Source organism: Reyranella sp. (assembly GCF_965229815.1).
Taxonomy (GTDB): Bacteria; Pseudomonadota; Alphaproteobacteria; order Reyranellales; family Reyranellaceae; genus Reyranella.
In genome coordinates, this window is record NZ_CBDDJN010000006.1 from 2,683,691 (window position 1) to 2,705,440 (window position 21,750).

At 70.4% G+C, this 21,750-nt stretch carries 23 protein-coding genes; 17 read left to right on the plus strand and 6 right to left on the minus strand.

Annotated elements, in window-relative coordinates:
* Positions 1 to 61 precede the first annotated feature (61 nt).
* Genes ACO073_RS24190 through gluQRS form a run of 3 tightly spaced genes read right to left on the minus strand, consistent with a single transcriptional unit; the run spans position 62 to position 3,282 of the window.
* Positions 62 to 1,180, minus strand: a complete 1,119-nt coding sequence (locus ACO073_RS24190) for a 5-methyltetrahydropteroyltriglutamate--homocysteine S-methyltransferase (protein ID WP_422001017.1) — start codon at positions 1,178 to 1,180, stop codon at positions 62 to 64.
* A gap of 24 nt (positions 1,181 to 1,204) precedes the next feature.
* Positions 1,205 to 2,362 carry an aromatic ring-hydroxylating oxygenase subunit alpha gene (locus ACO073_RS24195; protein ID WP_422001019.1) on the minus strand — a complete coding sequence of 386 codons (1,158 nt, stop codon included), beginning with the start codon at positions 2,360 to 2,362 and terminating at the stop codon, positions 1,205 to 1,207.
* Positions 2,359 to 3,282 (minus strand): tRNA glutamyl-Q(34) synthetase GluQRS, encoded by a 924-nt coding sequence (gluQRS, locus tag ACO073_RS24200; protein ID WP_422001020.1) that lies wholly within the window; start codon positions 3,280 to 3,282, stop codon positions 2,359 to 2,361. The genes ACO073_RS24195 and gluQRS overlap by 4 nt, the downstream gene beginning before the upstream one ends.
* A 44-nt stretch (positions 3,283 to 3,326) precedes the next feature.
* Between gluQRS and ACO073_RS24205 the strand changes: the two genes are divergently transcribed.
* From ACO073_RS24205 to ACO073_RS24255, 11 genes are all read left to right on the plus strand, one after another.
* On the plus strand, positions 3,327 to 4,040 hold the full coding sequence (locus ACO073_RS24205; RefSeq protein ID WP_422001022.1) for a DNA-3-methyladenine glycosylase family protein: 714 nt from the start codon (positions 3,327 to 3,329) through the stop codon (positions 4,038 to 4,040).
* Entirely contained in the window at positions 4,037 to 4,705 is a 669-nt protein-coding gene (locus tag ACO073_RS24210; protein WP_422001023.1) for an alpha/beta hydrolase, read from the plus strand. Before ACO073_RS24205 ends, ACO073_RS24210 begins: the two co-directional genes overlap by 4 nt.
* Positions 4,702 to 5,934 carry a serine hydrolase domain-containing protein gene (locus ACO073_RS24215; protein ID WP_422001025.1) on the plus strand — a complete coding sequence of 411 codons (1,233 nt, stop codon included), beginning with the start codon at positions 4,702 to 4,704 and terminating at the stop codon, positions 5,932 to 5,934. Before ACO073_RS24210 ends, ACO073_RS24215 begins: the two co-directional genes overlap by 4 nt.
* A 121-nt stretch (positions 5,935 to 6,055) precedes the next feature.
* Positions 6,056 to 7,342, plus strand: a complete 1,287-nt coding sequence (locus ACO073_RS24220) for an MFS transporter (protein ID WP_422001027.1) — start codon at positions 6,056 to 6,058, stop codon at positions 7,340 to 7,342.
* 82 nt (positions 7,343 to 7,424) lie between these two features.
* Positions 7,425 to 8,864 carry a carotenoid oxygenase family protein gene (locus tag ACO073_RS24225; protein WP_422001028.1) on the plus strand — a complete coding sequence of 480 codons (1,440 nt, stop codon included), beginning with the start codon at positions 7,425 to 7,427 and terminating at the stop codon, positions 8,862 to 8,864.
* Positions 8,865 to 9,009: 145 nt separating this feature from the next.
* On the plus strand, positions 9,010 to 9,675 hold the full coding sequence (locus ACO073_RS24230; RefSeq protein ID WP_422001030.1) for a glutathione S-transferase family protein: 666 nt from the start codon (positions 9,010 to 9,012) through the stop codon (positions 9,673 to 9,675).
* 52 nt (positions 9,676 to 9,727) lie between these two features.
* Positions 9,728 to 10,729, plus strand: coding sequence for an NAD(P)H-dependent flavin oxidoreductase (locus ACO073_RS24235; protein WP_422001032.1), 1,002 nt, complete (start codon positions 9,728 to 9,730; stop codon positions 10,727 to 10,729).
* Positions 10,730 to 10,775: 46 nt separating this feature from the next.
* Positions 10,776 to 11,357: a YqaA family protein gene (locus ACO073_RS24240; protein WP_422001034.1), complete on the plus strand. Its 582-nt coding sequence runs from the start codon at positions 10,776 to 10,778 to the stop codon at positions 11,355 to 11,357.
* 25 nt (positions 11,358 to 11,382) lie between these two features.
* Entirely contained in the window at positions 11,383 to 11,892 is a 510-nt protein-coding gene (locus tag ACO073_RS24245; protein ID WP_422001035.1) for a disulfide bond formation protein B, read from the plus strand.
* Complete coding sequence (locus tag ACO073_RS24250) at positions 11,889 to 12,452, plus strand: demethoxyubiquinone hydroxylase family protein (RefSeq protein WP_422001037.1); 564 nt, start codon at positions 11,889 to 11,891, stop codon at positions 12,450 to 12,452. The genes ACO073_RS24245 and ACO073_RS24250 overlap by 4 nt, the downstream gene beginning before the upstream one ends.
* A 59-nt stretch (positions 12,453 to 12,511) precedes the next feature.
* Positions 12,512 to 13,504 carry a DUF3616 domain-containing protein gene (locus ACO073_RS24255; protein ID WP_422001039.1) on the plus strand — a complete coding sequence of 331 codons (993 nt, stop codon included), beginning with the start codon at positions 12,512 to 12,514 and terminating at the stop codon, positions 13,502 to 13,504.
* Here the strand turns inward: ACO073_RS24255 and ACO073_RS24260 are convergent.
* Positions 13,501 to 14,064, minus strand: a complete 564-nt coding sequence (locus tag ACO073_RS24260; protein WP_422001041.1) for an HNH endonuclease — start codon at positions 14,062 to 14,064, stop codon at positions 13,501 to 13,503. The genes ACO073_RS24255 and ACO073_RS24260 overlap by 4 nt on opposite strands.
* Positions 14,065 to 14,241: 177 nt before the next feature.
* Between ACO073_RS24260 and ACO073_RS24265 the strand changes: the two genes are divergently transcribed.
* On the plus strand, positions 14,242 to 15,438 hold the full coding sequence (locus tag ACO073_RS24265) for a serine hydrolase domain-containing protein (RefSeq protein WP_422001043.1): 1,197 nt from the start codon (positions 14,242 to 14,244) through the stop codon (positions 15,436 to 15,438).
* On the opposite strand, the gene ACO073_RS24270 is transcribed toward ACO073_RS24265, so the two are convergent.
* Entirely contained in the window at positions 15,435 to 16,652 is a 1,218-nt protein-coding gene (locus ACO073_RS24270) for an MFS transporter (RefSeq protein ID WP_422001044.1), read from the minus strand. The genes ACO073_RS24265 and ACO073_RS24270 overlap by 4 nt on opposite strands.
* Before the next feature lie 65 nt (positions 16,653 to 16,717).
* Between ACO073_RS24270 and ACO073_RS24275 the strand changes: the two genes are divergently transcribed.
* The 3 genes from ACO073_RS24275 to ACO073_RS24285 are packed head-to-tail and all read left to right on the plus strand — an operon-like array spanning position 16,718 to position 18,891.
* On the plus strand, positions 16,718 to 17,446 hold the full coding sequence (locus ACO073_RS24275) for a hypothetical protein (protein ID WP_422001046.1): 729 nt from the start codon (positions 16,718 to 16,720) through the stop codon (positions 17,444 to 17,446).
* 24 nt (positions 17,447 to 17,470) lie between these two features.
* On the plus strand, positions 17,471 to 18,583 hold the full coding sequence (locus ACO073_RS24280; RefSeq protein WP_422001047.1) for an FAD-dependent oxidoreductase: 1,113 nt from the start codon (positions 17,471 to 17,473) through the stop codon (positions 18,581 to 18,583).
* Positions 18,584 to 18,603: 20 nt separating this feature from the next.
* Positions 18,604 to 18,891: a hypothetical protein gene (locus ACO073_RS24285; RefSeq protein WP_422001049.1), complete on the plus strand. Its 288-nt coding sequence runs from the start codon at positions 18,604 to 18,606 to the stop codon at positions 18,889 to 18,891.
* 189 nt (positions 18,892 to 19,080) lie between these two features.
* On the opposite strand, the gene ACO073_RS24290 is transcribed toward ACO073_RS24285, so the two are convergent.
* Entirely contained in the window at positions 19,081 to 19,794 is a 714-nt protein-coding gene (locus ACO073_RS24290; RefSeq protein WP_422001051.1) for a ribonuclease activity regulator RraA, read from the minus strand.
* Positions 19,795 to 19,899: 105 nt separating this feature from the next.
* Here ACO073_RS24290 and ACO073_RS24295 point away from each other — a divergent pair, with 105 nt between their 5' ends.
* Both ACO073_RS24295 and ACO073_RS24300 read left to right on the plus strand, forming a co-directional pair.
* Positions 19,900 to 21,246: a CinA family nicotinamide mononucleotide deamidase-related protein gene (locus tag ACO073_RS24295; RefSeq protein ID WP_422001053.1), complete on the plus strand. Its 1,347-nt coding sequence runs from the start codon at positions 19,900 to 19,902 to the stop codon at positions 21,244 to 21,246.
* Entirely contained in the window at positions 21,240 to 21,737 is a 498-nt protein-coding gene (locus ACO073_RS24300; protein ID WP_422001054.1) for a DUF4345 domain-containing protein, read from the plus strand. Before ACO073_RS24295 ends, ACO073_RS24300 begins: the two co-directional genes overlap by 7 nt.
* The last annotated feature ends 13 nt before the right edge of the window (positions 21,738 to 21,750 follow it).

Consider the following 21,750-nt stretch of genomic DNA (forward strand, 5'->3'; position numbering starts at 1 on the left):
CGGACCTGGAGGTCCGCGCTCCAAAGAAACACGTCGTGCGCCCATGAACCGTCGAACGCCCCTACCCCCAGACCTCGCGCGCGACCTCGACGCAGCGGGCGAGCTTGGCCCATTGCTGGTCCTCGGCCAGCAGGTTGCCCTCCTCGGTGCTGGCGAAGCCGCATTGCGGCGACAGGCAGAGCCGGTCGAGCTCCGTGTACCGGGCCGCTTCCTCGATGCGGCGCTTGAGCTGGTCCTTGCTCTCCAGCTCGCCGGTCTTCGACGTCATCACGCCCAGCACGACCTGCTTGCCCTTGGGCAGGAAGCGCAGCGGCTCGAAGCCGCCGGCGCGCTCGGTGTCGTACTCCATGAAGTAGGCGTCGACGTTCATGCGGTTGAACAGGATGTCGGCCACCCGCTCGTAGCCGCCCTGCGCCATCCAGGTCGAACGGAAGTTGCCGCGGCAGAGGTGCATGGACAGCGTCATGCCGGGCGTGCGCCCGGCGCAGGCCGCGTTCACCAGGTCGGCATAGACGTGCAGCAGGCTCTCGGGATCGTCGCCGCGGCCGCGCAGGTAGTCGCGCTGCGCCTCGTCGCAGAGATAGGCGACATAGACCTCGTCGAGCTGCAGGTAGGTGCAGCCGGCCTCGCCGAAAGCGCGGACTGCCTTGCCGTAGGCCTTCCCGAGATCGTCGAAGAACGGCGCCATCTCGGGATAGGCCGACGTCTCGATCGCCTGCCGGCCGCCGCGATAGTGCAACGCCGTCGGCGACGGGATGGTCATCTTCGCGACCGGCTGGCCGGGCGTCGCGGCCGCGACCTCCTTCAGGAAGCGGAAATGGTCGAGCATGGGATGGCCGGCCGGGAAGTCGATGCGCCCGTGCACGTGCAGTCCCTCGGCCTTGGTCTGGACGCCCTTGAACTGCAGGCCCTGGGCCACGCTCACCAGCTCGACGCCGTCGAGGTGGCTCAGGAAGTCGTAGTGCCACCACGAGCGGCGGAACTCGCCGTCGGTGACGGCCCTCAGCCCGATCCCGGCCTGCCGGGCCACCAGCTTGCGGATCTCGGCATCCTCGACCGCCTTCAGCTCGGCCGCGTCGATCTCGCCGGCCAGCCTACGCGTGCGCGCCGCCTTGACCGGCGCCGTGCGCAGGAGGCTGCCGACCTGGTCGGCGCGGAACGGCGGGGCGGTACGCTGCATTCGGCTCTCCTTGAGGACGAACCGCTAGGCCGCGACGCCGAGCGCGCTGCGGATCGAGGCGTGGAAATGCACGAGCGACGGCTCGTTGCGGCCGTAGACCACTTCGTCGACGGCGCCGGATTCGAAGCCGATCTGCATGCGCTCGCCCAGCGGGAAGTCCTCCTCCAGCACGGTGCGGATGGCGATGTCGCGGTTCTTCTCCCAGTAGGCGTCCGGCTTGTCGGTGTCGTGCGGCTTGTAGATCGCCAGCTCGACCTCGCAGCGCCCGGGATCGTCGCGGTCGGGGAAGGCGCGCCAGACCTCGATATGGTCGACCTGCCAGATCACGATCGTGTTGGGGAAGAGCTGGTAGATCGAGATGACGTGCGGTCGAAAGTTGCGCTCGCCTTCCGGCAGCGGCCGCAGCGCGTCGATCGAGGTGCGGGCGACGCACATGCGGCCGTGCAGGCCCGCACCGTCGAAGGTGCCGACGTTGCCGATGAAGTACGGCGCGATCGTCTTCCGGTGCAGATGCGGGATGTGATAGCCCTCGAGGAACGTGTCGACGGCGAACTTCCAGTTGATGCGCGGCGTCACGCGGTCGACCGAGTGCAGCGGATAGGTCGCGAGATCGAGGGCGGCGAGGTCCTGGGCGATCAGGCCGAGATCGCCGTCGACGTCGAGCGTCGCGCTCTCGCCCTCGGCGAGCGGCGACGGGCGCGCAAACAGCAGGCCGTGGCGCTCGACCGCCGGCAGCCGCACCAGCCCGTGGCCGGCGACATCGAAGCCGGCGAAGCCCACCTTGTCGGTGGTGCCGAGCAGCTTGCCCGCCGTGTCGTAGGTCCAGCCGTGATAGGGGCAGACGAAGGCGCGGGCATTGCCGCAGCCCTGCGCCACCGGGGCGCCGCGGTGGCGGCAGATGTTGGCGAAGGCGCGGACCGTCCCGTCGGCGCCGCGCACCAGCAGCACCGGCAGGCCGGCCACGTCCTCGGCGAGATAGTCGCCGGGCTTCGGCAGGCGCGTCGACAGGCCCATGAAGATCGGGCGCGACCGGAACAGCCGGTCGCGCTCCAGCGCCGCCCGCTCGCGCGAGGCGTAGGCCGATACGCGATTGTGGAAGATCGCGTCGGCAAGGTCGGTCGTGCGGCCGTCGATATGGCCGAGCAGCCGCCTCCCGACGGCCAGTTGTTCTTGCTTGTTCATGGCCCAAGCTTAGTCACATGTCCCTCTCCCCCGCTAGGGCCCTCGCGCGGGAGAGGAGCAGGTTGTTGCGCCGCCGTCAGCGCACGCTCGACCACCGCCGCCGGCGTCATGCCGCTCTCGCGCATCGCGCGGATCGTCATGTCGCGGTCGCGCTTGGCGAAGCGCCGGCCCGACGGATCGGTCAGCAGCGGGTGGTGGGCATAGAGCGGCGGATCGTAGCCCAGCAGGCGCTGGAGCAGGCCGTGGGCGTGGGTCGAGGGCAGCACGTCGACACCGCGCGTCACCAGGGTCACCCCCTGCAGATGATCGTCGACCGTCACCGACAGGTGGTAGCTGGTGGGCGTGTCCTTGCGGGCGATCACGAAGTCGCCCAGCAGCAAAGGCTCGCCCTCGACCCGGCCCAGCGTCTCGTCGACGAAGTGATAGGGTCCGGCCTGCGCGGCCGCGCGCGCCGCGTCGAGCCGCAGGCAGTGCTCCTGCCCCGCGTCCAGGCGGGCACGACGCTCCTGTGGCGTGAGCCGCCGGCAGGTTCCGGGATAGAGGGGGCCGTCCGGTCCCAGGTGCCGGGCATGAGGCGCATGCGCCGACGCCGCGATCTCGCGCTCGATGTCGGCGCGGCTGCAGAAGCAGGGATAGACCAGGCCCATCCGGTCGAGCCGGTCCAGCGCGCGTCCATAGTCGGCGAAATGCTCGGACTGCCGTCGTACCGCGCCGTCCCAGGCGAAACCCAGCCAGGCGAGATCGGCCAGGATCGCCGTCTCGAACGCCCGCTTGCAGCGGCGGATGTCGATGTCCTCGATGCGCACCAGGAAGGTGCCGCCGGCCTCGCGCGCGCGGTGCCAGCCGGTCCAGGCCGAGTAGGCCGAGCCGAGATGCAGCTCGCCGGTCGGGCTGGGGGCAAAACGCGTCACCACGCTCATCTTCGGACGTTACAGCGGCTTCGAGCGGCGTGCTATGCGGAGGCATGGCTTCCGTGACTCTCGACGCCGCCAACCTCAAGAAGGCGATGCGCCACCTGGCGAAAGTCGATCCCGACTTCGCGCGCGCGATCGAGGAGGTCGGCCATCCCGAGCTGCGCGTCGTGCCCTCGGGCTTCGGCGGACTGATGCGCTCCATCGTCGGCCAGCAGGTCTCGGTGCACGCCGCCCGCAGCATCTGGCTGCGCCTCGAGGCGGCCGTGCCCAGCATGGAGCCCGCCACCTTCCTGCTCCTGAGCGACGAGGAGCTGCGCGCGGTCGGCCTGTCGGGCGCCAAGATGCGCTACGGCCGCAGCCTCGCCACCGATATCGTGGCCGGCCGCATCGACTTCGCGGCGCTGGACGGTCTCGACGACGAGGCCGCCATCGCCATGCTCTGCCAGGCCAAGGGCATCGGCCGATGGACCGCCGAGATCTACCTGATGTTCGCGCACGGCCGGCCCGACATCATGCCGGGCCTCGATCTCGGGCTGGTGATCGCCGCCCAGCATCTCAAGAAGCTGCGCACGCGGCCCGATGCCAAGCGCCTCGTCAAGATCGCAGAGCAGTGGCGTCCCTGGCGCAGTGCTGCGGCGCTGCTGCTCTGGCACTATCGCCGCAACATGCCGGACTGGAGCGCCCGCGAGCCCAAGGCGGAACCCGAGAACAAGAAGCCCGCGATCAAGAAGCCCGTGCTCGAGAAGAAGGTGAAGGCGAGATGACCCAGCTCGACGGTCCCAGCCACGGCCCGCAGGCCGGCGGCAAGCCCGGCCACATGGTGATCCTGCTGCACGGCTACGGCGCCGACGGAAACGACCTGATCGGGCTCGCTCCCGTGCTGGCGCCGCTGATGCCCGACGTCGTCTTCCATGCGCCCAACGCGCCCGAGCGCTGCGAGGGCAGCCCGTTCGGCTATCAGTGGTTCCCGGTGTCGCGCCTCGACCCGGCGCTGGCGCTGGCCGGCGCCCGCAGCGCCGCGCCGGTGCTCGACGCCTATCTCGACGACAAGATGGCGGAGCACGGGCTCGACGAAAGCAGGACCTGCCTGGTCGGCTTTTCCCAGGGCACGATGATGGCGCTGCATGTCGGCCTGCGGCGGCCGAAGCCGCTCGCCGGCATCGTCGGCTTCTCCGGCATGCTGGCCGGCCCCGAGGTGCTGCCCGCGGAGATCCGCTCGCGGCCGCCGGTCCTGCTGATCCACGGCGACCAGGACGAGCTGCTGCCCCATGCGCTCAGCGAGCATGCCGCCGAGCTGCTGCGCCAGAACGGCCTCGGCGTCGGCCTGCACATCGCCCAGGGAATCGGCCACGGCATCAACGACAGCGGCCTCTCGCACGCCGCGCGCTTCCTGTTGCAGGCGCTCGACCTGCCGATGCCGGCGCGGTGACGGCAGCGATGGCCGAGGGACTGTGCAAGCCGGGCTTCGAGCGGGTCGCCGAGGCTTTCGAGCGGAACTTCGCCGAGCATGGCGAGGTCGGCGCCTCGGTCTGCCTGACCGTCGGCGGCGAGACGGTGGTCGACCTGTGGGGCGGGATAGCGGACCGCAAGGCCGGGACGCCCTGGACCCGCGACACGGTCTCGGTGGTCTTCTCCTGCACCAAGGGCGCCACCGCGCTCTGCGCCCACGTGCTGGCGAGCCGCGGCGCGCTCGACCTCGAGGCGCCGGTCGCCGAGCTGTGGCCGGAGTTCGCGCAAGGCGGCAAGGAGCGCGTCACCACGCGCATGATGCTCGACCATTCCGCGGCGGTGCCGGCGCTGCGCGACAAGGTGAAGGACAGCGGCCCCTACGAATGGGACTACATGACCGGCCGCCTCGCGGCCGAGGCGCCGTTCTGGGAGCCCGGCACGCGCAACGGCTATCACGGCTTCACCTTCGGCTGGACGGTGGGCGAGATGGTGCGCCGCGCCTCGGGCCGCTCGCTCGGCACCTTCTTCCGCGAGGAGATCGCGGCGCCCCTCGGGCTCGACTTCTGGATCGGCCTGCCGGAGGCGATCGAGCCGCGCGTCGCGCCGGTCATTCCCTACGTCTACAAGGCGAAAGAGGCGAAGACGCCCTTCATGGTCGATCTCTCGACCCGGAAGGACTCGCCGGCGGCGCTGTTCTACTTCAACGTCGGCGCCTGGCACTCGGGCGGCGCCAACAGCCGCGCCGGCCGCGCGGCCGAGATCGGCGCGGCGAACGGCGTCACCCATGCGCGCGGTCTGGCGGGGATGTACGCGCCGCTGGCGACCGGCGGCGGCACGCTGGTCGATGCCGCCACGCTGGCGCGCATGGGCGAGGTCTCGATGGCGACGCACGACGACGCCACGCTGCGCATCCCGACCCGCTTCGCGCCGGGCTTCATGAAGTCGATGGACAACCGCCGGCGCAGCGTCGGCGCCACGCTGTTCGGCCCCGATGTCGACAGCGTCATCCTGGGCAGAGCGGCCTTCGGCCATGTCGGCGCCGGCGGCTCCCTGGGCTTCGCCGATCCCGCCGCCGGCCTGTCGTTCGGCTACACGATGAACCGCATGGGCCCCGGCCTGCTGATGAACGAGCGCGGCCAGTCCCTGGTCGACGCCGCCTACCGCTCGCTGGGCTACAAGGACAAGGACGGCGGGGTGTGGGCGAGGTGACGCGAGCACCGGCGGCACGACCCCGAAAGGTCCCTCGCTTCGCTCGGGATGACAGGCGCCCTGCGATCGACATTCGCTGTCATCCCGAGGGCGAATCCAGAGGGACCTTTCGCCTGTTCCAATGATCCCCGTCCTGCGTCCGTTGAAGGATCCCGCCGTCGCCACGGTGTGGTCCGGACTCGCCGCCTCGACGATCGGCGAGGACCTGTTCCGCGTCGCCGTGGTGTGGATCGCGGCGGAGCAGATCGGCAACGCTGCCGGCTACGTCAATGCTGCCCAGTACGGCGCCATGCTCGCGGTGGGGCTGCTCGGCGCCTCGCTGTTCGACCGCTGGCGCGCCGATCGCGCCATGATGGGCGCGAAGTATGCGAGCGCCCTGCTCGCGCTCCTTCCCGTCGCCGGCTTCTATGTCTGGGGCGTCTCGATCCCGGTGCTGGTGGTCTCGGTCATGGGGCTCGCCGGCCTGCGCATGATCTTCACGCCGGCACTGCAGTCGGCCGTGCCCGTGCTCGTGAAGGACCGCGAGGCGCTGCAGGCCATCAACGGCCTGTTCGACGCGACCTGGCGGCTGGCGCGGCTGATCGGCCCCGTGCTCGCCGCGGTGCTGAACACGCTCCTGCCCGTGATCCATTTCCTGTCGGTGACGGCGCTGGGATTCCTGCTGTCGGGTCTAGCCGTGTGGGCGGTGCGCGACCGCGTCTTCGACCCGGCGAGCAAGCCGCGGCCGGGTCGCGGCGGCTGGCGCGGCGCCTGGGATGCCCTGCTCGACGGGGCGCGGCTGATGACGAGCGAACGCACCACCGGCGCGCTGCTGCTGATCAACGCCCTGGCCAACGGACCGTGGAGCGTCGCCCTGCAGCTCGCCATCGCGCTCATGGTGGTGGAGCACGACCCGCACCTCTTCGGCTTCCATGGCCTGGCGGCGCTCGGCCTGATCGTCGGCGCCACCGGCATGGGCGACGTCATCGGCAACCTGGTGGCGGGCAGCGTCCGCTTCCGCCGACCGCTCTCGACGATGTTCCTGGGCTACGTCGCCATGGGCGCGGGCTTCGCCCTGATCGCGATCGCGGCCTGGGGCCTGCCCAATCCCTGGAAGCTGCCGGCCATGATGCTGGCGGGCCTGGTGGCCGGCTTCGGCGGGCCCTTCTACTTCATCCCGATGATCACCCGCATGCAGACGACGTTCCGCGGCGCCGAGATCGCGCGCGTCTTCCGCCTCAGGCTGGCCGTCATGGCGGGCTCGATGCTGCTCTTCAACCTGGGCGCCACGCCCCTGTTCGACCGGATCGGCCCGACCCATACGGAGTTCTATCTCGGCCTGTTGCTGCTGGCGCTCGGCCTTGGCGGCCACTTCTACTTCCGGCGACGCGAGGGCGACCGGCAGAATTTTCCCGAAAACGTCATCTGATTCCTCTTGCGGGAAACGCTGTGTATTGATAGCGTCCGATGAGTACACGGCGTTACCCTTAACCAGCGACAGGAGCGGCGCCATGGCGAAGCCCTTCCCGACCGACAATCCCTTCCTGCGCGGCTACTACGGCCCGGTGAACACCGAAGCCGATGCGGCCCACCTGCACATCAGCGGCGAGATGCCGAAGGAATTGTGCGGCACGCTCTATCGCAACGGCCCCAACCCGCAGTTCGCGCCGCGCGGCCCGTACCACTGGTTCGGCGGCGACGGCATGATCCACGCCTTCCACATCGAGAACGGCAACGTGGCCTACAAGAACCGCTGGGTGCGCACGCCCAAGTGGGTGCTGGAGAACCAGGAGGGCGAGGGCCTGTCCGGCACCTTCGGCAACCCGCGCTACACGGACCCGCGGGTGATGGCGCTGAACTCGACCATCGCCAACACCAACATCGTCTGGCACGGCGGCAAACTCCTGGCGCTCGAGGAGGCGCACGCGCCGATGTCGCTCGATCCGGCGAGCCTGATGCCGGTCGGCCCCAAGGACGGCGGCTACGAGACCTACGGCGACAAGCTCTGCGGTCCCTTCACCGCCCATCCCAAGCTCGATCCCGTGACCGGCGAGATGGTGTTCTTCGGCTACTCGGCCAAGGGACGCTTCACCAGGGAGGTGAGCGTGCAGAGCGTGACGCAGGACGGCACGATCACCCGCGCCGAGATCCTGGACGGCCCCTTCCCCAGCATGATCCACGACTTCGCCGTGACGCGGAACTGGATCGTCGTGCCGATCTTCCCGCTGACCTCGTCCATGGAACGCGCCATGGGCGGCCTGCCGCCCTTCGCCTGGGAGCCGGACAAGGGCACGCACATCGCCTTCATCCCGCGGAACGGCTCGGTTGCCGACGTGAAGTGGATCACCGCGCCGGCCTGCTACGTCTTCCACCCGATGAACCACTACGAGACCGACGACGGCAAGGTCGTGGTCGACGTCATGAAGTTCGACGTGGCGCCGCTCTTCCCGCTGCCCGACGGCCGGCCGTCGAGCGAGCGCACGCCGCAGGCGCGGCTGTTCCGCTGGACCTTCGATCCGGCGGGCCAGGCCAACACCTTCAAGGAGGAGCAGATCGACGACCGGGCGGGCGAGTTCCCGCGCTTCGACGAGCGCTTCTGCATGAGCGACTACCGTCACGGCTGGATCGTCTCGGGCAACGTCGTCGACACCAAGACCAACGAGCCGCGGCTCGACGGCATCACCCACTACGACCTCAAGACCGGAAAGAGCGCCACCTGGGCGGCCGACGCCGCCGACCGCTGCGGCGAGCCGATCTTCGTGCCGCGCTCGCCGGACGCCGCCGAGGGCGACGGCTGGGTGCTGACCGTGGTCTATCGCGGCGCCGAGGCGCGCTCCGATCTCGCGGTGTTCGAGGCGACCGACGTCGCCAAGGGCCCGGTGGCGCTCGCCCATCTCACCAGCAAGGTGCCGGCCGGCTTCCACGGCAACTGGCGGCCGGGTCCTCTTTAGGATCACGCCTCCCCAGGCAAAGCCTGGGGAGGTGGCGCGAAGCGCCGGAGGGGCCATGAGCAGCACGCTGCTACCCATGCCCCTCCGTCCGCTGCGCGGACACCTCCCCAACTTCGTTGGGGAGGAGGACAGCAGGAGTGCTCACATGATTGTCGTGCACCATCTCGAGAACTCGCGCTCGCAGCGCGTGCTGTGGATGCTGGAGGAGCTCGGCCTCGACTACGAGGTCAAGCGCTACAGCCGCGAGCCCACCCTGCAGGCGCCGGCCGCGCTGCGCGCCGTGCACCCGCTCGGCAAGTCGCCGGTCATCACCGACGGCGACCGCACCCTGGCCGAGTCCGGCGCCATCCTGGAATACCTGGTCGAGACCTACGGCAACGGCCGCTTCGTGCCGCCGGCCGGTTCGCCGGAGAAGCTGCGCTACACCTACTTCCTGCATTACGCCGAAGGCTCGCTGATGCCGCTTCTGTTCATGAAGCTGGTGTTCGGCCGCCTGCCCGAGCGCGTCCCCTGGGCGATGCGGCCGGTGGCGCGCCTGATCTCGGCCGGCGCCGACAAGACGCTGCTGGGGCCGCAGATCGGCACCCACTTCGCCTTCCTCGAAAGCGAGCTCGCCCAGCGCGACTGGTTCGCCGGCGCCGACTTCACCGCCGCCGACGTCCAGATGAGCTTCCCGATCGAGGCCGCCGCGGCCCGCGTCGGCTTCGCCGGCCGGCTGCCGCGCCTGCACGGCTTCGTCGAGCGTCTCCAGGCGCGGCCCGCCTACCGGCGCGCGCTCGAGAAAGGCGGGCCCTACACGCTGCTCAAGTAGCGTGCTACGCCCCCAGTCGACGAACGAACCGAGCTTTCAAGGAGCGAAACCGATGGCCCTGCCGGCACTCTTGCGCGAATCCCTGTCGATACCGGTCGTCGGCGCGCCCCTGTTCATCGTCTCCAATCCCGACCTGGTGATCGAGCAGTGCAAGGCCGGCATCGTCGGCTCCTTCCCGGCGCTCAACGCGCGGCCCAAGGAGCTGCTCGAGGAATGGCTGAAGCGCATCACCTCCGAGCTCGCCGAATACAAGGCGAAGTATCCCGACAAGAAGGTGGCGCCGTTCGCGGTCAACCAGATCGTGCACAGCTCCAACGACCGGCTCGGGCACGACGTCGAGCTCTGCGAGAAGTACAAGGTGCCCATCCAGATCACCTCGCTGCGCGCGCCCGACGACGTGGTGAAGTCGGCCAAGCGCTACGGCTGCCTGGTGTTCCATGACGTGACCAACGTCGCCCACGCCAAGCGCGCGCTGCAGGCCGGCGTCGACGGGCTGATCCTGGTCTGCGCCGGCGCCGGCGGCCATGCCGGCCGCCTCTCGCCCTTCGCCCTGGTGCCCGAGATCCGCCAGTTCTACGACGGCTGCCTGCTGCTCTCCGGCTCGATCGCCAACGGCGCCTCGGTGCTGGCGGCCCAGGCGGTGGGCGCCGACCTCGCCTATATCGGCACGCGCTTCATCGCCACCCGCGAGGCCGGCGCCACCGACGCCAACAAGCAGTGCATCATCGATTCGAGCGGCGAGGAGATCGTCTACACGAACCTCTTCACCGGCGTGCACGGCAACTATCTGAAGCGCAGCATCGCCGCGGCAGGCCTCGACCCCGAGGACCTGCCGGTCGCCGACAAGAGCAAGATGAACTTCGGTTCGGGCGGCAACTCCAAGGCCAAGGCATGGCGCGACATATGGGGCGCCGGCCAGGGCGTCGGCCAGATCTTCGACGCACCGCCGGCCGCCGAGGTCGTGGCCCGGCTGAAGGCCGAGTACGAGGCGGCGCGCGCCGCCCTGTTCGCCGGCGAGCCGGTGCCGACGCGGCTCAAGGAGGCGGCCGAATAGCCGTCCTTTGCCAATGAGGCACGCTCCCTGCTAGGGAACGCCCCGCATGATCCGCCGCCTCTACGACTGGGTGCTCCGGCTCGCCGCCCACCCGCGCGCGCTCTACGCGCTGGCCATCGTCTCCTTCGCGGAAAGCTCGTTCTTTCCCATCCCGCCCGACGTGATGCTGATCCCGATGGTGCTGGCCAACCGGCAGCGGGCCTTCACCATCGCGGCCGTCTGCACGGTGAGCTCGGTGCTGGGCGGCCTGTTCGGATACGCGATCGGCTACTACTTCTTCGAGACGCTGGGCGAATGGGTGGTCCGCGCCTACCATCTCGAGGCCGGCCTCGCCGCGTTCCGCCAGGGCTTCGAGGAATGGGGCACGTGGATCATCCTGATCAAGGGCCTGACGCCCATCCCTTACAAGCTGGTAACCATCGCCTCGGGCGCCGCGCACTTCGACCTCTTCACGTTCGTGTGGGCGTCCATCGTGTCGCGTGGCCTCCGCTTCTTCCTCGTGGCAGCCTTGCTGTGGCGCTTCGGGACGCCGATCCGCGCCTTCGTCGAGGAGCGGCTGACGCTGCTCACCTGGCTGTTCCTGATCGCGCTGGTCGGCGGCTTCGTCGCCGTCCGCTATCTCTTCTAGGCAAGGTCCTTTCCAGGCAAGTTTCATGGCCGTCGCAGACCGTCTTCCGCTTCCCAGCCGGCTCGGCCTGTTCGCCGCGCTGGGCAGCGGCGCGCTGCTGGGCGGCGCCTACTTCTTCCAGTTCGTCGTCGGCCTGCCGCCCTGCGCCATGTGCTACTGGCAGCGCTATCCGCACATGGTGGCGATCGCGGCCGGACTCGCGGCGCTCGCCGCCTTCGCCGCGCCCCGGCTCGCCTTCCTGCTGGCCTGCGTCGCCATCGCCGCCCTCGCGGTCACGGCGGCGATCGGCGTCTTCCATGCCGGCGTCGAGTACCGGTGGTGGCCCGGCCCGCAATCCTGCACCGGCGCGATCCCGACCGGCCTGTCGGCGGAGGAGCTGAAGAAGGCGCTGTTCGGCGCCAAGATGGTGCGCTGCGACGAGATCCCCTGGTCGCTGTTCGGCATCTCGATGGCCGGCTGGAACGCCATCCTGTCGGGCGGGCTCGCGATCGTGCTCGCGACCGTCGCCCTGCGCGAACGGGAGTCCTGGCGATGAAAACCGGCGACACCCGCAATCCCGGCGATCCCGATCCTCGCACGCTGGTCGAGCGCACCATCCGCGTCGACCAGGCGGGCGAATTCGGCGCCGTGCGCATCTACGAGGGCCAGCTCGCGGCACTGCGGCTGACCGGCCGCGCCGGCGGCGAGGCCGGCCGCAAGATCGCCCACATGGCCGCCGCCGAGCGCGAGCACAACCGGACCTTCGACCGGCTGCTGGCCGAGCGCCGCGTGCGGCCGACCGTACTGTCGCCGCTGTGGCACGTCGCGGGCTTCGCGCTGGGCGCGGCGACGGCGCTGATGGGCGAGAAGGCGGCGATGGCCTGCACCGTCGCCGTCGAGGAGACGATCGACGAGCACTACGCCCAGCAGGCCGCGGCGCTGGGCGACGACGAGGCCGAGCTGCGCGCCACGATCGAGAAGTTCCGCGCCGAGGAGATCGAGCACCGCGACACCGCGCTGGCCGCCGGCGCCGAGCAGGCTCCCGCCTATGGGGCACTCACGGCCGCAGTCAGGGCGGGCTCCCGGCTAGCCATCTGGCTGTCGACGCGGTTCTAGACGGCTGCTACTTCCGGTCGTATCGTTGCGGCTTCCGCAATCGGCGGATGGAGGCGACCATGCGTAGCCTGGTGCTCACGATCCTCATCGCCCTGCACGGCACGGCAGCGCTCGCCGAGGACCAGCCGACCGTCTACCGCGGCGCCTGCGACGGATCCGCGGCGGTCAGGCTCGACAAGGATCACTTCGTTGCCGCCAACGACGACGAGAATTCGCTTCGGATCTATCGCTTCGGCAATCCCGCCCCTCTCCCGTCGGTGGTGGATCTGAATGACGCCCTGAAGCCCGATCACAAGAAGGGCAAGTTCAAGGAGGTCGACATCGAGGGAGCGGCACGCATCGACGATCGCATCTACTGGATCGCCTCGCACGGCCGCACCGGCAAGGGGAAGAAGGATCCCTCCCGCCATCGCTTCTTCGCCACGGATGTCATCTTATCGGGCCCGTCGGCACCATCGGTCCTTCCGGCCGCACAACCGTACACTGACCTCCTGAAACATCTCATCAAGCTTCCGAAGCTTGATCTCGATGAGGCTTCCGAGCGCGCTCCCGAGGACGAAGATGGGCTCAACATCGAAGGACTCGCCGCCGCACGCAACGGAGGGCTGCTGATCGGCCTGCGCAACCCGTTACCGAAGGGCAAGGCGATCGTCATTCCCTTCATCAATCCGGACGCCGTCCTCGACCGCGGCGCCGCGCCCGAGTTCGGCAATCCCGAGAAGCTCGATTTGGGAGGACGTGGCATCCGTAGCATCGAGTTCATCGGCGACCGCTATCTCATCGTTGCCGGGCCCTTCGACGATGGCGACCACGATTTCGCGATGTACAGCTGGTCCGGCAAATCCGGTGACCAGCCGCAACCCGCCAGGGCCGTCGCTGTCGGCCCCGTGAGGCAGGAGCTGCTGTTCAGCTTCAAGCCGGAAGCTCTGTTCGCCACGGCGGATGACAAGGTGGCCTACCTGCTGAGCGACGACGGGACCGGCGCCTGCAAGGATGAAAAGGACCCGGGCCGCAGAACCTTCCGCGGGATCGCCGTCCGGCTCGTCGACTAGCTCTGCTCGAGCTCGCTGTCCCAGTACAGGAAGTCGCGCCAGCTCTCGTGCAGGTAGCCGGGCGGGAAGGCGCGTCCGTTCTCCTGAAGCTCCTGCGTCGTCGGCTCCGACGGATGGCGTTGCAGGAACATGCCCGATTCGCGCAGCAGCTGGTTGCCCTTGCGCAGGTTGCACGGGCTGCAGGCGGTCACGACGTTGACCCAGGCGGTGCGGCCGCCGCGCGACTTCGGGATCACATGGTCGAAGGTGAGCTCGTTGGTCGCGAAGTCGCCGCCGCAATACTGGCAATGGAAGCGGTCGCGCAGGAAGACGTTGAACCGCGTGAAGGCCGGCCGCCGCGCCGCCGGCACGTATTCCTTGAGCGCGATGACGCTCGGCAGCCGCATCTCGAAGCTCGGGCTGTGGATCGTGCGCTCGTACTCGGAGATCACGCTGACGCGGTCGAGGAACACCGCCTTGACGGCGTCCTGCCAGGACCAGATGGACAGCGGGAAGTAGGACAGGGGCCGGAAGTCGGCGTTGAGCACCAGCGCGTGGCAAGACTCAAGGCCCGGCGTCACGGCTAGCCTCGCCGCCGCGGAGCGGGTCTACTCGGCAGGTCGATTCGGTCAAGCAGCCGGTCGAACATGCCGCGCATTGTGGCAAGGTTTTCCGAAAACACAACATGTCGGAGCGCGGTTCATCGGAACGCCATCCAACGATAATATCTTCATCATACGAGAAGGAGGATCGCGCCCGTGGACACTCTCACCGCCGACCGTCGCGGCGCTGCCGCGGACTTTCCGCTGCCCGCCGCCGACCTCGAGTCGCTGGGCTTCCGCCGCCAGCAGATCGACCGCTTGGTCGCGCTGATCGAGCGCCACATCGAGGAGGGCCACTATCCCGGCTGCCAGATCGCGCTGGCGCGCCACGGCAGGCTCGCCCTCTTCCGCAGCTTCGGCGACGCCGCGACCGAGCCCGACCGCCGCGCCGCGGCCGACGACACGCTGTGGCTGCTCTACTCCAACACCAAGGTGGTGACCGCCGTCGCGCTGTGGGTGCTGGCCGAGCGCGGCCTGTTCTCCTTCTCCGACCGCGTCGCCGAGCACGTGCCGGAGTTCGCCCGCCACGCCAAGGGCGACATCACGATCCTGCAGACCATCACCCATCAGGCCGGCTTTCCCAACGCCGTCGTCCCGAAGCCGGCCTGGGCCGACCACAAGCGACTGCGCGAGGTCGTGTGCAACTTCGCCCTGGAATGGTCGCCGGGCTCGAAGGTGCACTATCACGGGCTGAGCGCCCACTGGACGCTGGGCGTGCTGATCGAGGCGCTGACCGGCCAGGATTTCCGCGACGTCATCCGCGAGACGGTGGCCGAGCCGCTGGGGCTCGGGCGAGAGCTCTTCGTCGGCCTGCCCGAGGCCGAGTTCGCGCGCGCCGCCGACATGCACGAGCCGGTGCCCCGCGGGCGCGGCCAGGGCCGCGGCATGCGGCGCGACGCCGACGCGAACTCGCCCGAGTGGCGCAAGGGCGGCGCGCCGGGCGGCGCGGGCTACGGCACGGCGCGGGCGATGGCGGCGCTCTACCAGATGATGCTGCAGGGCGGCACGCTCGGCGGCACGCGGCTCGTCTCGCCGCGCACGCTGCAGTACGCGATCCGCAACCACACCGGCGACCGCGTCGACGCCTTCATGGGCATGCCCATGCATCGCGGGCTGGGGCCGCACCTGCGCGGCACGACGGCCAACGTGCGCGGCCTGGGCGGCCTCGCCCATCCCGGCGTGTTCGGGCATGGCGGCGTCGGCACGTCCTACTGCTGGGGCGATCCGGAATCGGGCGTGTCGTTCGCCTACATCACCAACAACCGCATCCCCGATCCCTGGCACAGCCGCCGCCTCGACCTGGTGGCGAACCTGGTGCACGCCGCCATCCTGCCGGACGGTCCGGCCTCCTAGCGGCTGAGCCGCTCGCGCTCGCCCGCCTCGGCGCCGAGCGCGGCGGCGGCCAGGACGAGGGCGGCCGCGGCGAAGGCCAGCACGGCGGCATAGCCGTCGGTCCAGTCGTGCAGCAGGCCGCCGATCCACGCGCCGAGAAAGCCGCCCAGGCCCATGCCGATGCTGATGAAGCCGTAGATGCGGCCGAAGTGCGCGCCGCGATAGCGCAGCGTCGCCAGGGTCGAGATCATCGGCCCGCGCGAGCCCATGCTGCCGCCGAACAGCAGCACGTAGAGCCACAGCCACAGGTCGTCGTCGGGGCCGCGCACCAGGGCGAGCGCGCCGACGCCCAGGATCGAGCAGGCATAGGCCAGCAGCGCCGCCAGCCGCCGGCCGCCGCGATCGGCCAGCCACGAGAAGCCGATCATCCCGAGCGGCGTCAGGAAGCCCGCGACCGCCAATGCCCGCGCCGCATAGGCGCCGTCGAGGCCGCGCTCCAGCAGATAGACCATCGCCTGCGGCACGATGGCGAAGATCCCGAGCGACGTGAGGCCGAACGACAGGGTGAGCGCCCAGAACGGCCAGTCGCGCACCGCATCGCCGAGCGTCGGTCCGCTCGCCTTGCCGCCGCCGGCGCGGACCGGCGCCAGGCCCGGCGCGCCGCGGGCGATCTGCCGCCACGGCAGCAGGAGCAGCAGCGGCACGAAGGCGGCGCTCACCAGCGAGAAGACGGTATAGGCATGACGCCAGCCGTCGGCGGCGATCATGTGCTGCGCTGCCGGCAGGACGACCATGGCGCCGACTCCGGCCGCCGACCAGGCCACCGCCAGCGCGACACCCAGGCGATGGGCCGGGAACCAGCGGCCGAGGAGGGAGGCGCTGAGCACGCCCGACAGCGAGGCGCCGGCGAAGCCCATGACCGCGCCCAGCCCGAGGTAGAGATGCCAGATCTCGGTGGCATGGGCGGCGCTCGCCGTGGCCAGCGCCGCCGCCGTCATGCCGGTCACGGTGAGCGCGCGCAGCCCGAAACGGTCGAGGATCCAGCCGGCGATCGGCGCACCGGTGCCACCCACCAGGAGCGCGAAGCTGTAGACCACGGTGACGGCGCTGCGGCTGGCGTCGAAGGCGCCCTGCAGCGCCGGCACGAAGACGACGAAGGAATCGCTGATCGAGCGGCTCGCCACGCCCAACACGAAACACAGGGCCACCAGCGCCCAGGGCAGGAAGCGACTCATCGGCTTCACCCTTGCATCGCCGGCCGCCGGTCGGCAAGTTTCGCGCCCGCGAAGGAGACATGCGCGTGAACGACACGTTGACCATCGAGCGCCGCTTCAACGGCCCGCGCCTGTCGGGCAACGGCGGCTATGTCGGCGGCCTGCTGGCCGGCCGCCATGCCGAGGCGTTCGGCGGCGACGGCACGGTCGAGATCACCCTGCGCGCACCCATCCCGCTCGACCGTCCGCTGCAGGTCGTCCGCGACGGCGAGGCGCTGATGCTGCGCGACGGCGACACGCTGGTCTGCGAGGCGCGCGCCGGCTCGGTGGCGCATCTCGCGCCGCCGCCCGCGCCCGCCGACTGGGCGGAGGTGATGCGCCGCGGCGAGCAGGGCGGCTCGCCCGAGGACAGCGACTTCCACGACTGCATCGTCTGCGGCCGCAGCCGCGCCGTGGGCGACGGGCTGCGCGTCTTCGGCACGGCGGGCCCGCAGCGCGGCTATTCCCTCTCCTGCTACCTGCCGCACGCCAACCATGCCGACGACACGGGCCGCATCCGGCCCGAATTCGTCTGGGGCGCCCTCGACTGTCCCGGCGCCTTCGCCGCCCAGGATCCCGACGACATGCGGCCGGCACTGACCGGACGCATGACGGCCAGGGTCATCGAACCGCCGCGGGTCGGCGAACGTTGTGCCGTGGTCGGATGGAAGATCGGCGAGGACGGCCGCAAGCTCTACTCCGGCACGGCGCTGTACACGGAGACCGGCCGCCTCTGCGCGCTCGGCACCTGTACCTGGATCGTGCTGCGGAGCTGACGGCCACTGGCCAGGAAGGCCCGGATGCGACTCGTGCTGGTGGGCGGCGGACACGCCCATGTCCATGTGGTGAAGGAATTCGGCGCCCGGCCCGCCGCCGGCGCCGAGCTGGTGCTGGTCGGGCGCGACGTCCGCACGCCCTATTCCGGCATGATCCCGGGGTTCGTGGCCGGCCACTACACGTTCGACGACTGCCACATCGATCTCGCCCGCCTGTGCCGGAGCGCGGGCGTGCGCTTCCTGCACGCCGAGGCGGTCGGCCTCGATCGCGCGCGGCGACAGGTGCTCCTGAAGGAGGGCGATCCCCTGCCCTACGACGTGCTGTCGCTCGACGTCGGCTCCGCCCCCAATCTCGGCGGGATCGACGGGGCCGACGCATGGGCCATCCCGGTGAAGCCGATCGCCGCGCTCGGGCGCCGCTGGCAGGCTTTCCTGGAGGACATCGCCGGGCGGACCGGTCCGCTCGCCATCGTGGTGATCGGCGGCGGCGCCGGCGGCGTCGAGCTGGCGCTCGCGATCGACCATCGCCTGCGCCGCGCCGCCCCCGGCGCGACGCTGCAGGTGTCTCTCGCCACGAAGGGCGAGATCCTGGACGGCCAGGCCGCGGCGGCGCGGCGCCGCCTGCGCGCGATCTTCCGGCGCCGCGGCATCGGCCTGCACGAGCGGGCGGCGGCGCGGCGCATCGAGCGCGACGCGGTGATCCTGGCGGATGGACGGTCGCTCGCCGCCGATGCGGTCTTCGTCGTCACCGAGGCGAGCGCCGCGCCCTGGTTCGCCGATACCGGCCTGCCGCTCGACGAGCGCGGCTTCCTGGCACTCGCCGACACGCTCGCCTCGACCGGCGATCCGCGGATCTTCGCCGCCGGCGACTGCGGCACGGTGCTCGCCCATCGCCGGCCCAAGGCCGGCGTGTTCGCCGTGCGCCAGGGTCCGCCGCTCGCCGCCAACCTGCGCCGTGCTCTGGCCGGCGAGGCGCTGCAGCCCTACGTGCCGCAGCGACGCTACCTCTCCATCCTCGGAACCGGCGACGGCAGCGCCGTGGCGACGCGCGGCGAGTGGGCGATCGAGGGACGATGGATCTGGTGGTGGAAGGATTTCATCGATCGGCGCTGGATGAACATGTATCGTGAGTCGTGAGAAAGACGGGGAACCACGACATGGCAAAGAAGAAGACACTCTCGGACTCGATGGGCGAGGCCGTGACGACGGTCGAGACCGCGCTGGTGAAGGCCGGCCGGCAGGCGGTGGCGGCGGTCAACCGCAGCCTGAAGACCACCAAGAAGACGGCGAAGAAGAAGACCGCGAGCAAGAAGAAGGCGGCGAAGAAGGCCACCAAGAAGGCAGTCGCCAAGACCAAGCGCACCGTGCGCAAGGCCGCGAAGAAGGCCAAGAAGGCGACGAAGAAGGCCGTGAAGAAGGCGAAGAAGGCCACCAAGCGGCGGTAGACGTCGTGACTTGAGCGGCACGGAGTGCCGCGCACCCGGCAAGGATTCAGTGCTGGGGGCGCGCCACTCCGTGGCGCGTCATTGGAGCGCGGACCTCCAGGTCCGCCCATGACCATGATGCGGACCTGGAGGTCCGCGCTCCGACAGCTTCAAAAGCTCGAAGCGGCGAGTCTTCTCGGATGACGAGCCCTAGCCGCGCGCCTTCTTCCACGCCTCGAAGTCGCGCTTGGCTTCGTCGCCGGCGACGGGGAAGAGGCCCTTGAGCGAGCGGCCGCGGGCGACCTCGGCCTCGCAGAACTCCTCGTAGTGATAGGTGTCGAGCGCCTCCTGGGCGACCGCCTCGACGATGTCGGGCGGGATCACCAGCACCGCGTCGCGGTCGCCGACCACGATGTCGCCGGGATAGACGGCGACGCCGCCGCAGGCGATCGGCAGCTGCAGGTCGGCCGGGCGGTGAGCGATGGGGCTGGGCGGCGAGGACGGCCGGCGGTGATAGGCCGGCAGGCCGGTCCGGAACACGCCGTCGGTGTCGCGGAAGCCGCCATCGGTCACGATGCCGGCGGCGCCGCGCGCCTTCAGCCGCCCGACATAGAGGTCGCCGGCCGAGGCCGCCCGCGAATCGCCGCGCGAATCGATCATCAGCACGTGGCCGGGCGGGCATTCCTCCATCGCCTGCGGCTGCACGGTCGAGCGGTTCTTCGAGCTCGGCCCGTCCTTGTCCTCGCGCGACGGGATGAAGCGCATGGTGAAGGCGATGCCGACCAGCTTCGGCTGCTCGGGCCGCAGCGGCCAGACGTCGAACAGGGTCATGCTGCGAAGCCCACGCCGGTTCAGCACGCCGGTGAGCGTCGAGGTTCCGACCCGGGCCAGCGCCTCGGCGAGGTCGGATGAAAGAGCGGTCATGAAGGGTCTCCTCCCGGTTTTGCCGGAGTGTGGCACGGCGGCAGGCGCCGCCGAAACTGTCATGGCCGGGGAGATGTGGCATCATCGCCGGATACAAGGAGCCCCATGCGCGTCGAAATCCTCTGCACCGGCGACGAGATCCTGACCGGCAAGACCATCAACACCAACTACAGCCACATGGCCCGCCGCCTCGGCGAGGCCAGCCTCACCGTCCACTGGGGCACCACGGTCGGCGACGACCGCACCGCCCTGCTGCAGGCCTTCCGACAAGCGGCCGAGCGGGCCGACGCGGTGATCGTGAACGGCGGCCTCGGCCCCACGGTCGACGACCTGTCGCAGGAGGTGGCGGCCGAGGCCTGCGGCGTGCCGCTGGTCCTCAGCGACTACTGGATGACGCGGATGACCGAGAGCTACGCCCGCCGCGGCCGCGTCATGCCGCCGAACAACAGGAAGCAGGCGATGCTGCCGGAGAATGCCGAGTTCATCGACAATCCGATCGGCACGGCCTGCGGTTTCGCCGTCACCATCGGCCGGGCGCGCTTCTTCTTCACGCCGGGCGTGCCGCGCGAGATGCGCCGCATGCTGGACGAGCAGGTGATCCCGCGGCTGCTGAAGCTGGGCGGCATCACCGGCGTGACGAAGCTCAAGCGCTTCCATTCCTTCGGCATCGGCGAATCGCGGGCCGACAACATGCTGGGCGACATGGCGGCCTTCCAGAACGGCGCCATCAAGCTCGGCTTCCAGGCCCACTATCCGCAACTCGAGACCAAGCTCGCGGTGCGCGGCGACAGCGAGGCCGCGGTGGCGGCGACCCTGGCGCCGGTCGAGGCCGAGGTCCGCCGGCGGCTCGGCAACTTCGTGATCGCCGAGGACGACCAGACGCTGGAGGGCGTGGTGCTGGCGGCGCTCAGCGACCGCGGCCATACGCTCGCCACCGCCGAGATGGTCTCGGGCGGCCATCTTGCGTCGCGGCTGGCGCCGCTGCCCGGCGCCGAGCACGTGTTCCGCAGGGGAATCGTGACGCGCGATCCGGGCGAGCTCGGCGTCAACGGCGTCACGGTCGAGGCCGCCGAGGCGGTGAGCCACCGCCTGCGCGAGGAGGGCCGCACCAGCCACGCGCTCGCCCTGCTGATCGACCTCGACGAGGGTTCGGACCGGCCCGACCTCGGCGGCACGATCTGCATCGGCATCGCCGACGATCGCGGCGCGGTCTCCCGCCCACGCCCGCCTGATCGGCGGCCGCGACTGGGTGCGCGCCGGCGCCGTCGAGATGGGACTGGACTGCCTGCGCCGCCACCTGCACGGCCTGCCCGTCGACGAGCGCATCGACTTCGAGCGGCGCTAAGGCGCCATTGGTTCCGCTGCCGGCAGACGCCGTCGTGGTTGCGGCAGGCCGGAGAAAATATCGTCTGCATCCGCGCCCGGCCGCGAGGCGTAAAGAGGACATGCTGACAATTGTCCCCCGTATCGCCGATGCGCTGGAAGGCCTGCTGGCCGTTCTGCTGACGCCGCGCCATGCGCCGGCGCCGGCGACCTACACCTGCGAGTCGCGCTCGCGGGCGGCGGCCGGGCGGGGGCAGGCGGGCTCCCTTTCCCTGCAGATCGCCGTTCTGGCCGCCGCGGCGGTTCCCGTGGCCGCCGGCGCCTGGGGCGTGATCAGCGCGCTCGGCGCCTCCCGCTCTGGGCTGGCCAGCCACGAGCGCTACCTGTCGGGCCTGCTGCTGGCGATCGGGCTCGCCTTCTGGTCGACCTTGCCGGCCATCGAGCGCAAGACCGCGCGGTTCCGCCTGCTGGCGGCGCTCGTCGTGGTCGGCGGCCTGTGTCGCCTCGCCGGCGTCACGACCGGCGATGCGCTTGCCGCGCCGACGGCCGCCGCCCTCGTGATGGAGCTGGCGGTGACGCCGCTGCTCTGCCTGTGGCAGTCGCGCCGAAGCCGCGCGTGACGCCTGCGCCGAA

Bases quoted from the DNA above. Each gene is read 5' to 3' on its own strand.
- ACO073_RS24190 (WP_422001017.1), bottom strand. From the start codon at position 1,180: ATGCAGCGTACCGCCCCGCCGTTCCGCGCCGACCAGGTCGGCAGCCTC.
- ACO073_RS24195 (WP_422001019.1), bottom strand. From the start codon at position 2,362: ATGAACAAGCAAGAACAACTGGCCGTCGGGAGGCGGCTGCTCGGCCAT.
- gluQRS (WP_422001020.1), bottom strand. From the start codon at position 3,282: ATGAGCGTGGTGACGCGTTTTGCCCCCAGCCCGACCGGCGAGCTGCAT.
- ACO073_RS24205 (WP_422001022.1), top strand. From the start codon at position 3,327: ATGGCTTCCGTGACTCTCGACGCCGCCAACCTCAAGAAGGCGATGCGC.
- ACO073_RS24210 (WP_422001023.1), top strand. From the start codon at position 4,037: ATGACCCAGCTCGACGGTCCCAGCCACGGCCCGCAGGCCGGCGGCAAG.
- ACO073_RS24220 (WP_422001027.1), top strand. From the start codon at position 6,056: ATGATCCCCGTCCTGCGTCCGTTGAAGGATCCCGCCGTCGCCACGGTG.
- ACO073_RS24225 (WP_422001028.1), top strand. From the start codon at position 7,425: ATGGCGAAGCCCTTCCCGACCGACAATCCCTTCCTGCGCGGCTACTAC.
- ACO073_RS24230 (WP_422001030.1), top strand. From the start codon at position 9,010: ATGATTGTCGTGCACCATCTCGAGAACTCGCGCTCGCAGCGCGTGCTG.
- ACO073_RS24235 (WP_422001032.1), top strand. From the start codon at position 9,728: ATGGCCCTGCCGGCACTCTTGCGCGAATCCCTGTCGATACCGGTCGTC.
- ACO073_RS24240 (WP_422001034.1), top strand. From the start codon at position 10,776: ATGATCCGCCGCCTCTACGACTGGGTGCTCCGGCTCGCCGCCCACCCG.
- ACO073_RS24245 (WP_422001035.1), top strand. From the start codon at position 11,383: ATGGCCGTCGCAGACCGTCTTCCGCTTCCCAGCCGGCTCGGCCTGTTC.
- ACO073_RS24250 (WP_422001037.1), top strand. From the start codon at position 11,889: ATGAAAACCGGCGACACCCGCAATCCCGGCGATCCCGATCCTCGCACG.
- ACO073_RS24255 (WP_422001039.1), top strand. From the start codon at position 12,512: ATGCGTAGCCTGGTGCTCACGATCCTCATCGCCCTGCACGGCACGGCA.
- ACO073_RS24270 (WP_422001044.1), bottom strand. From the start codon at position 16,652: ATGAGTCGCTTCCTGCCCTGGGCGCTGGTGGCCCTGTGTTTCGTGTTG.
- ACO073_RS24280 (WP_422001047.1), top strand. From the start codon at position 17,471: ATGCGACTCGTGCTGGTGGGCGGCGGACACGCCCATGTCCATGTGGTG.
- ACO073_RS24285 (WP_422001049.1), top strand. From the start codon at position 18,604: ATGGCAAAGAAGAAGACACTCTCGGACTCGATGGGCGAGGCCGTGACG.
- ACO073_RS24290 (WP_422001051.1), bottom strand. From the start codon at position 19,794: ATGACCGCTCTTTCATCCGACCTCGCCGAGGCGCTGGCCCGGGTCGGA.
- ACO073_RS24295 (WP_422001053.1), top strand. From the start codon at position 19,900: ATGCGCGTCGAAATCCTCTGCACCGGCGACGAGATCCTGACCGGCAAG.
- ACO073_RS24300 (WP_422001054.1), top strand. From the start codon at position 21,240: ATGCTGACAATTGTCCCCCGTATCGCCGATGCGCTGGAAGGCCTGCTG.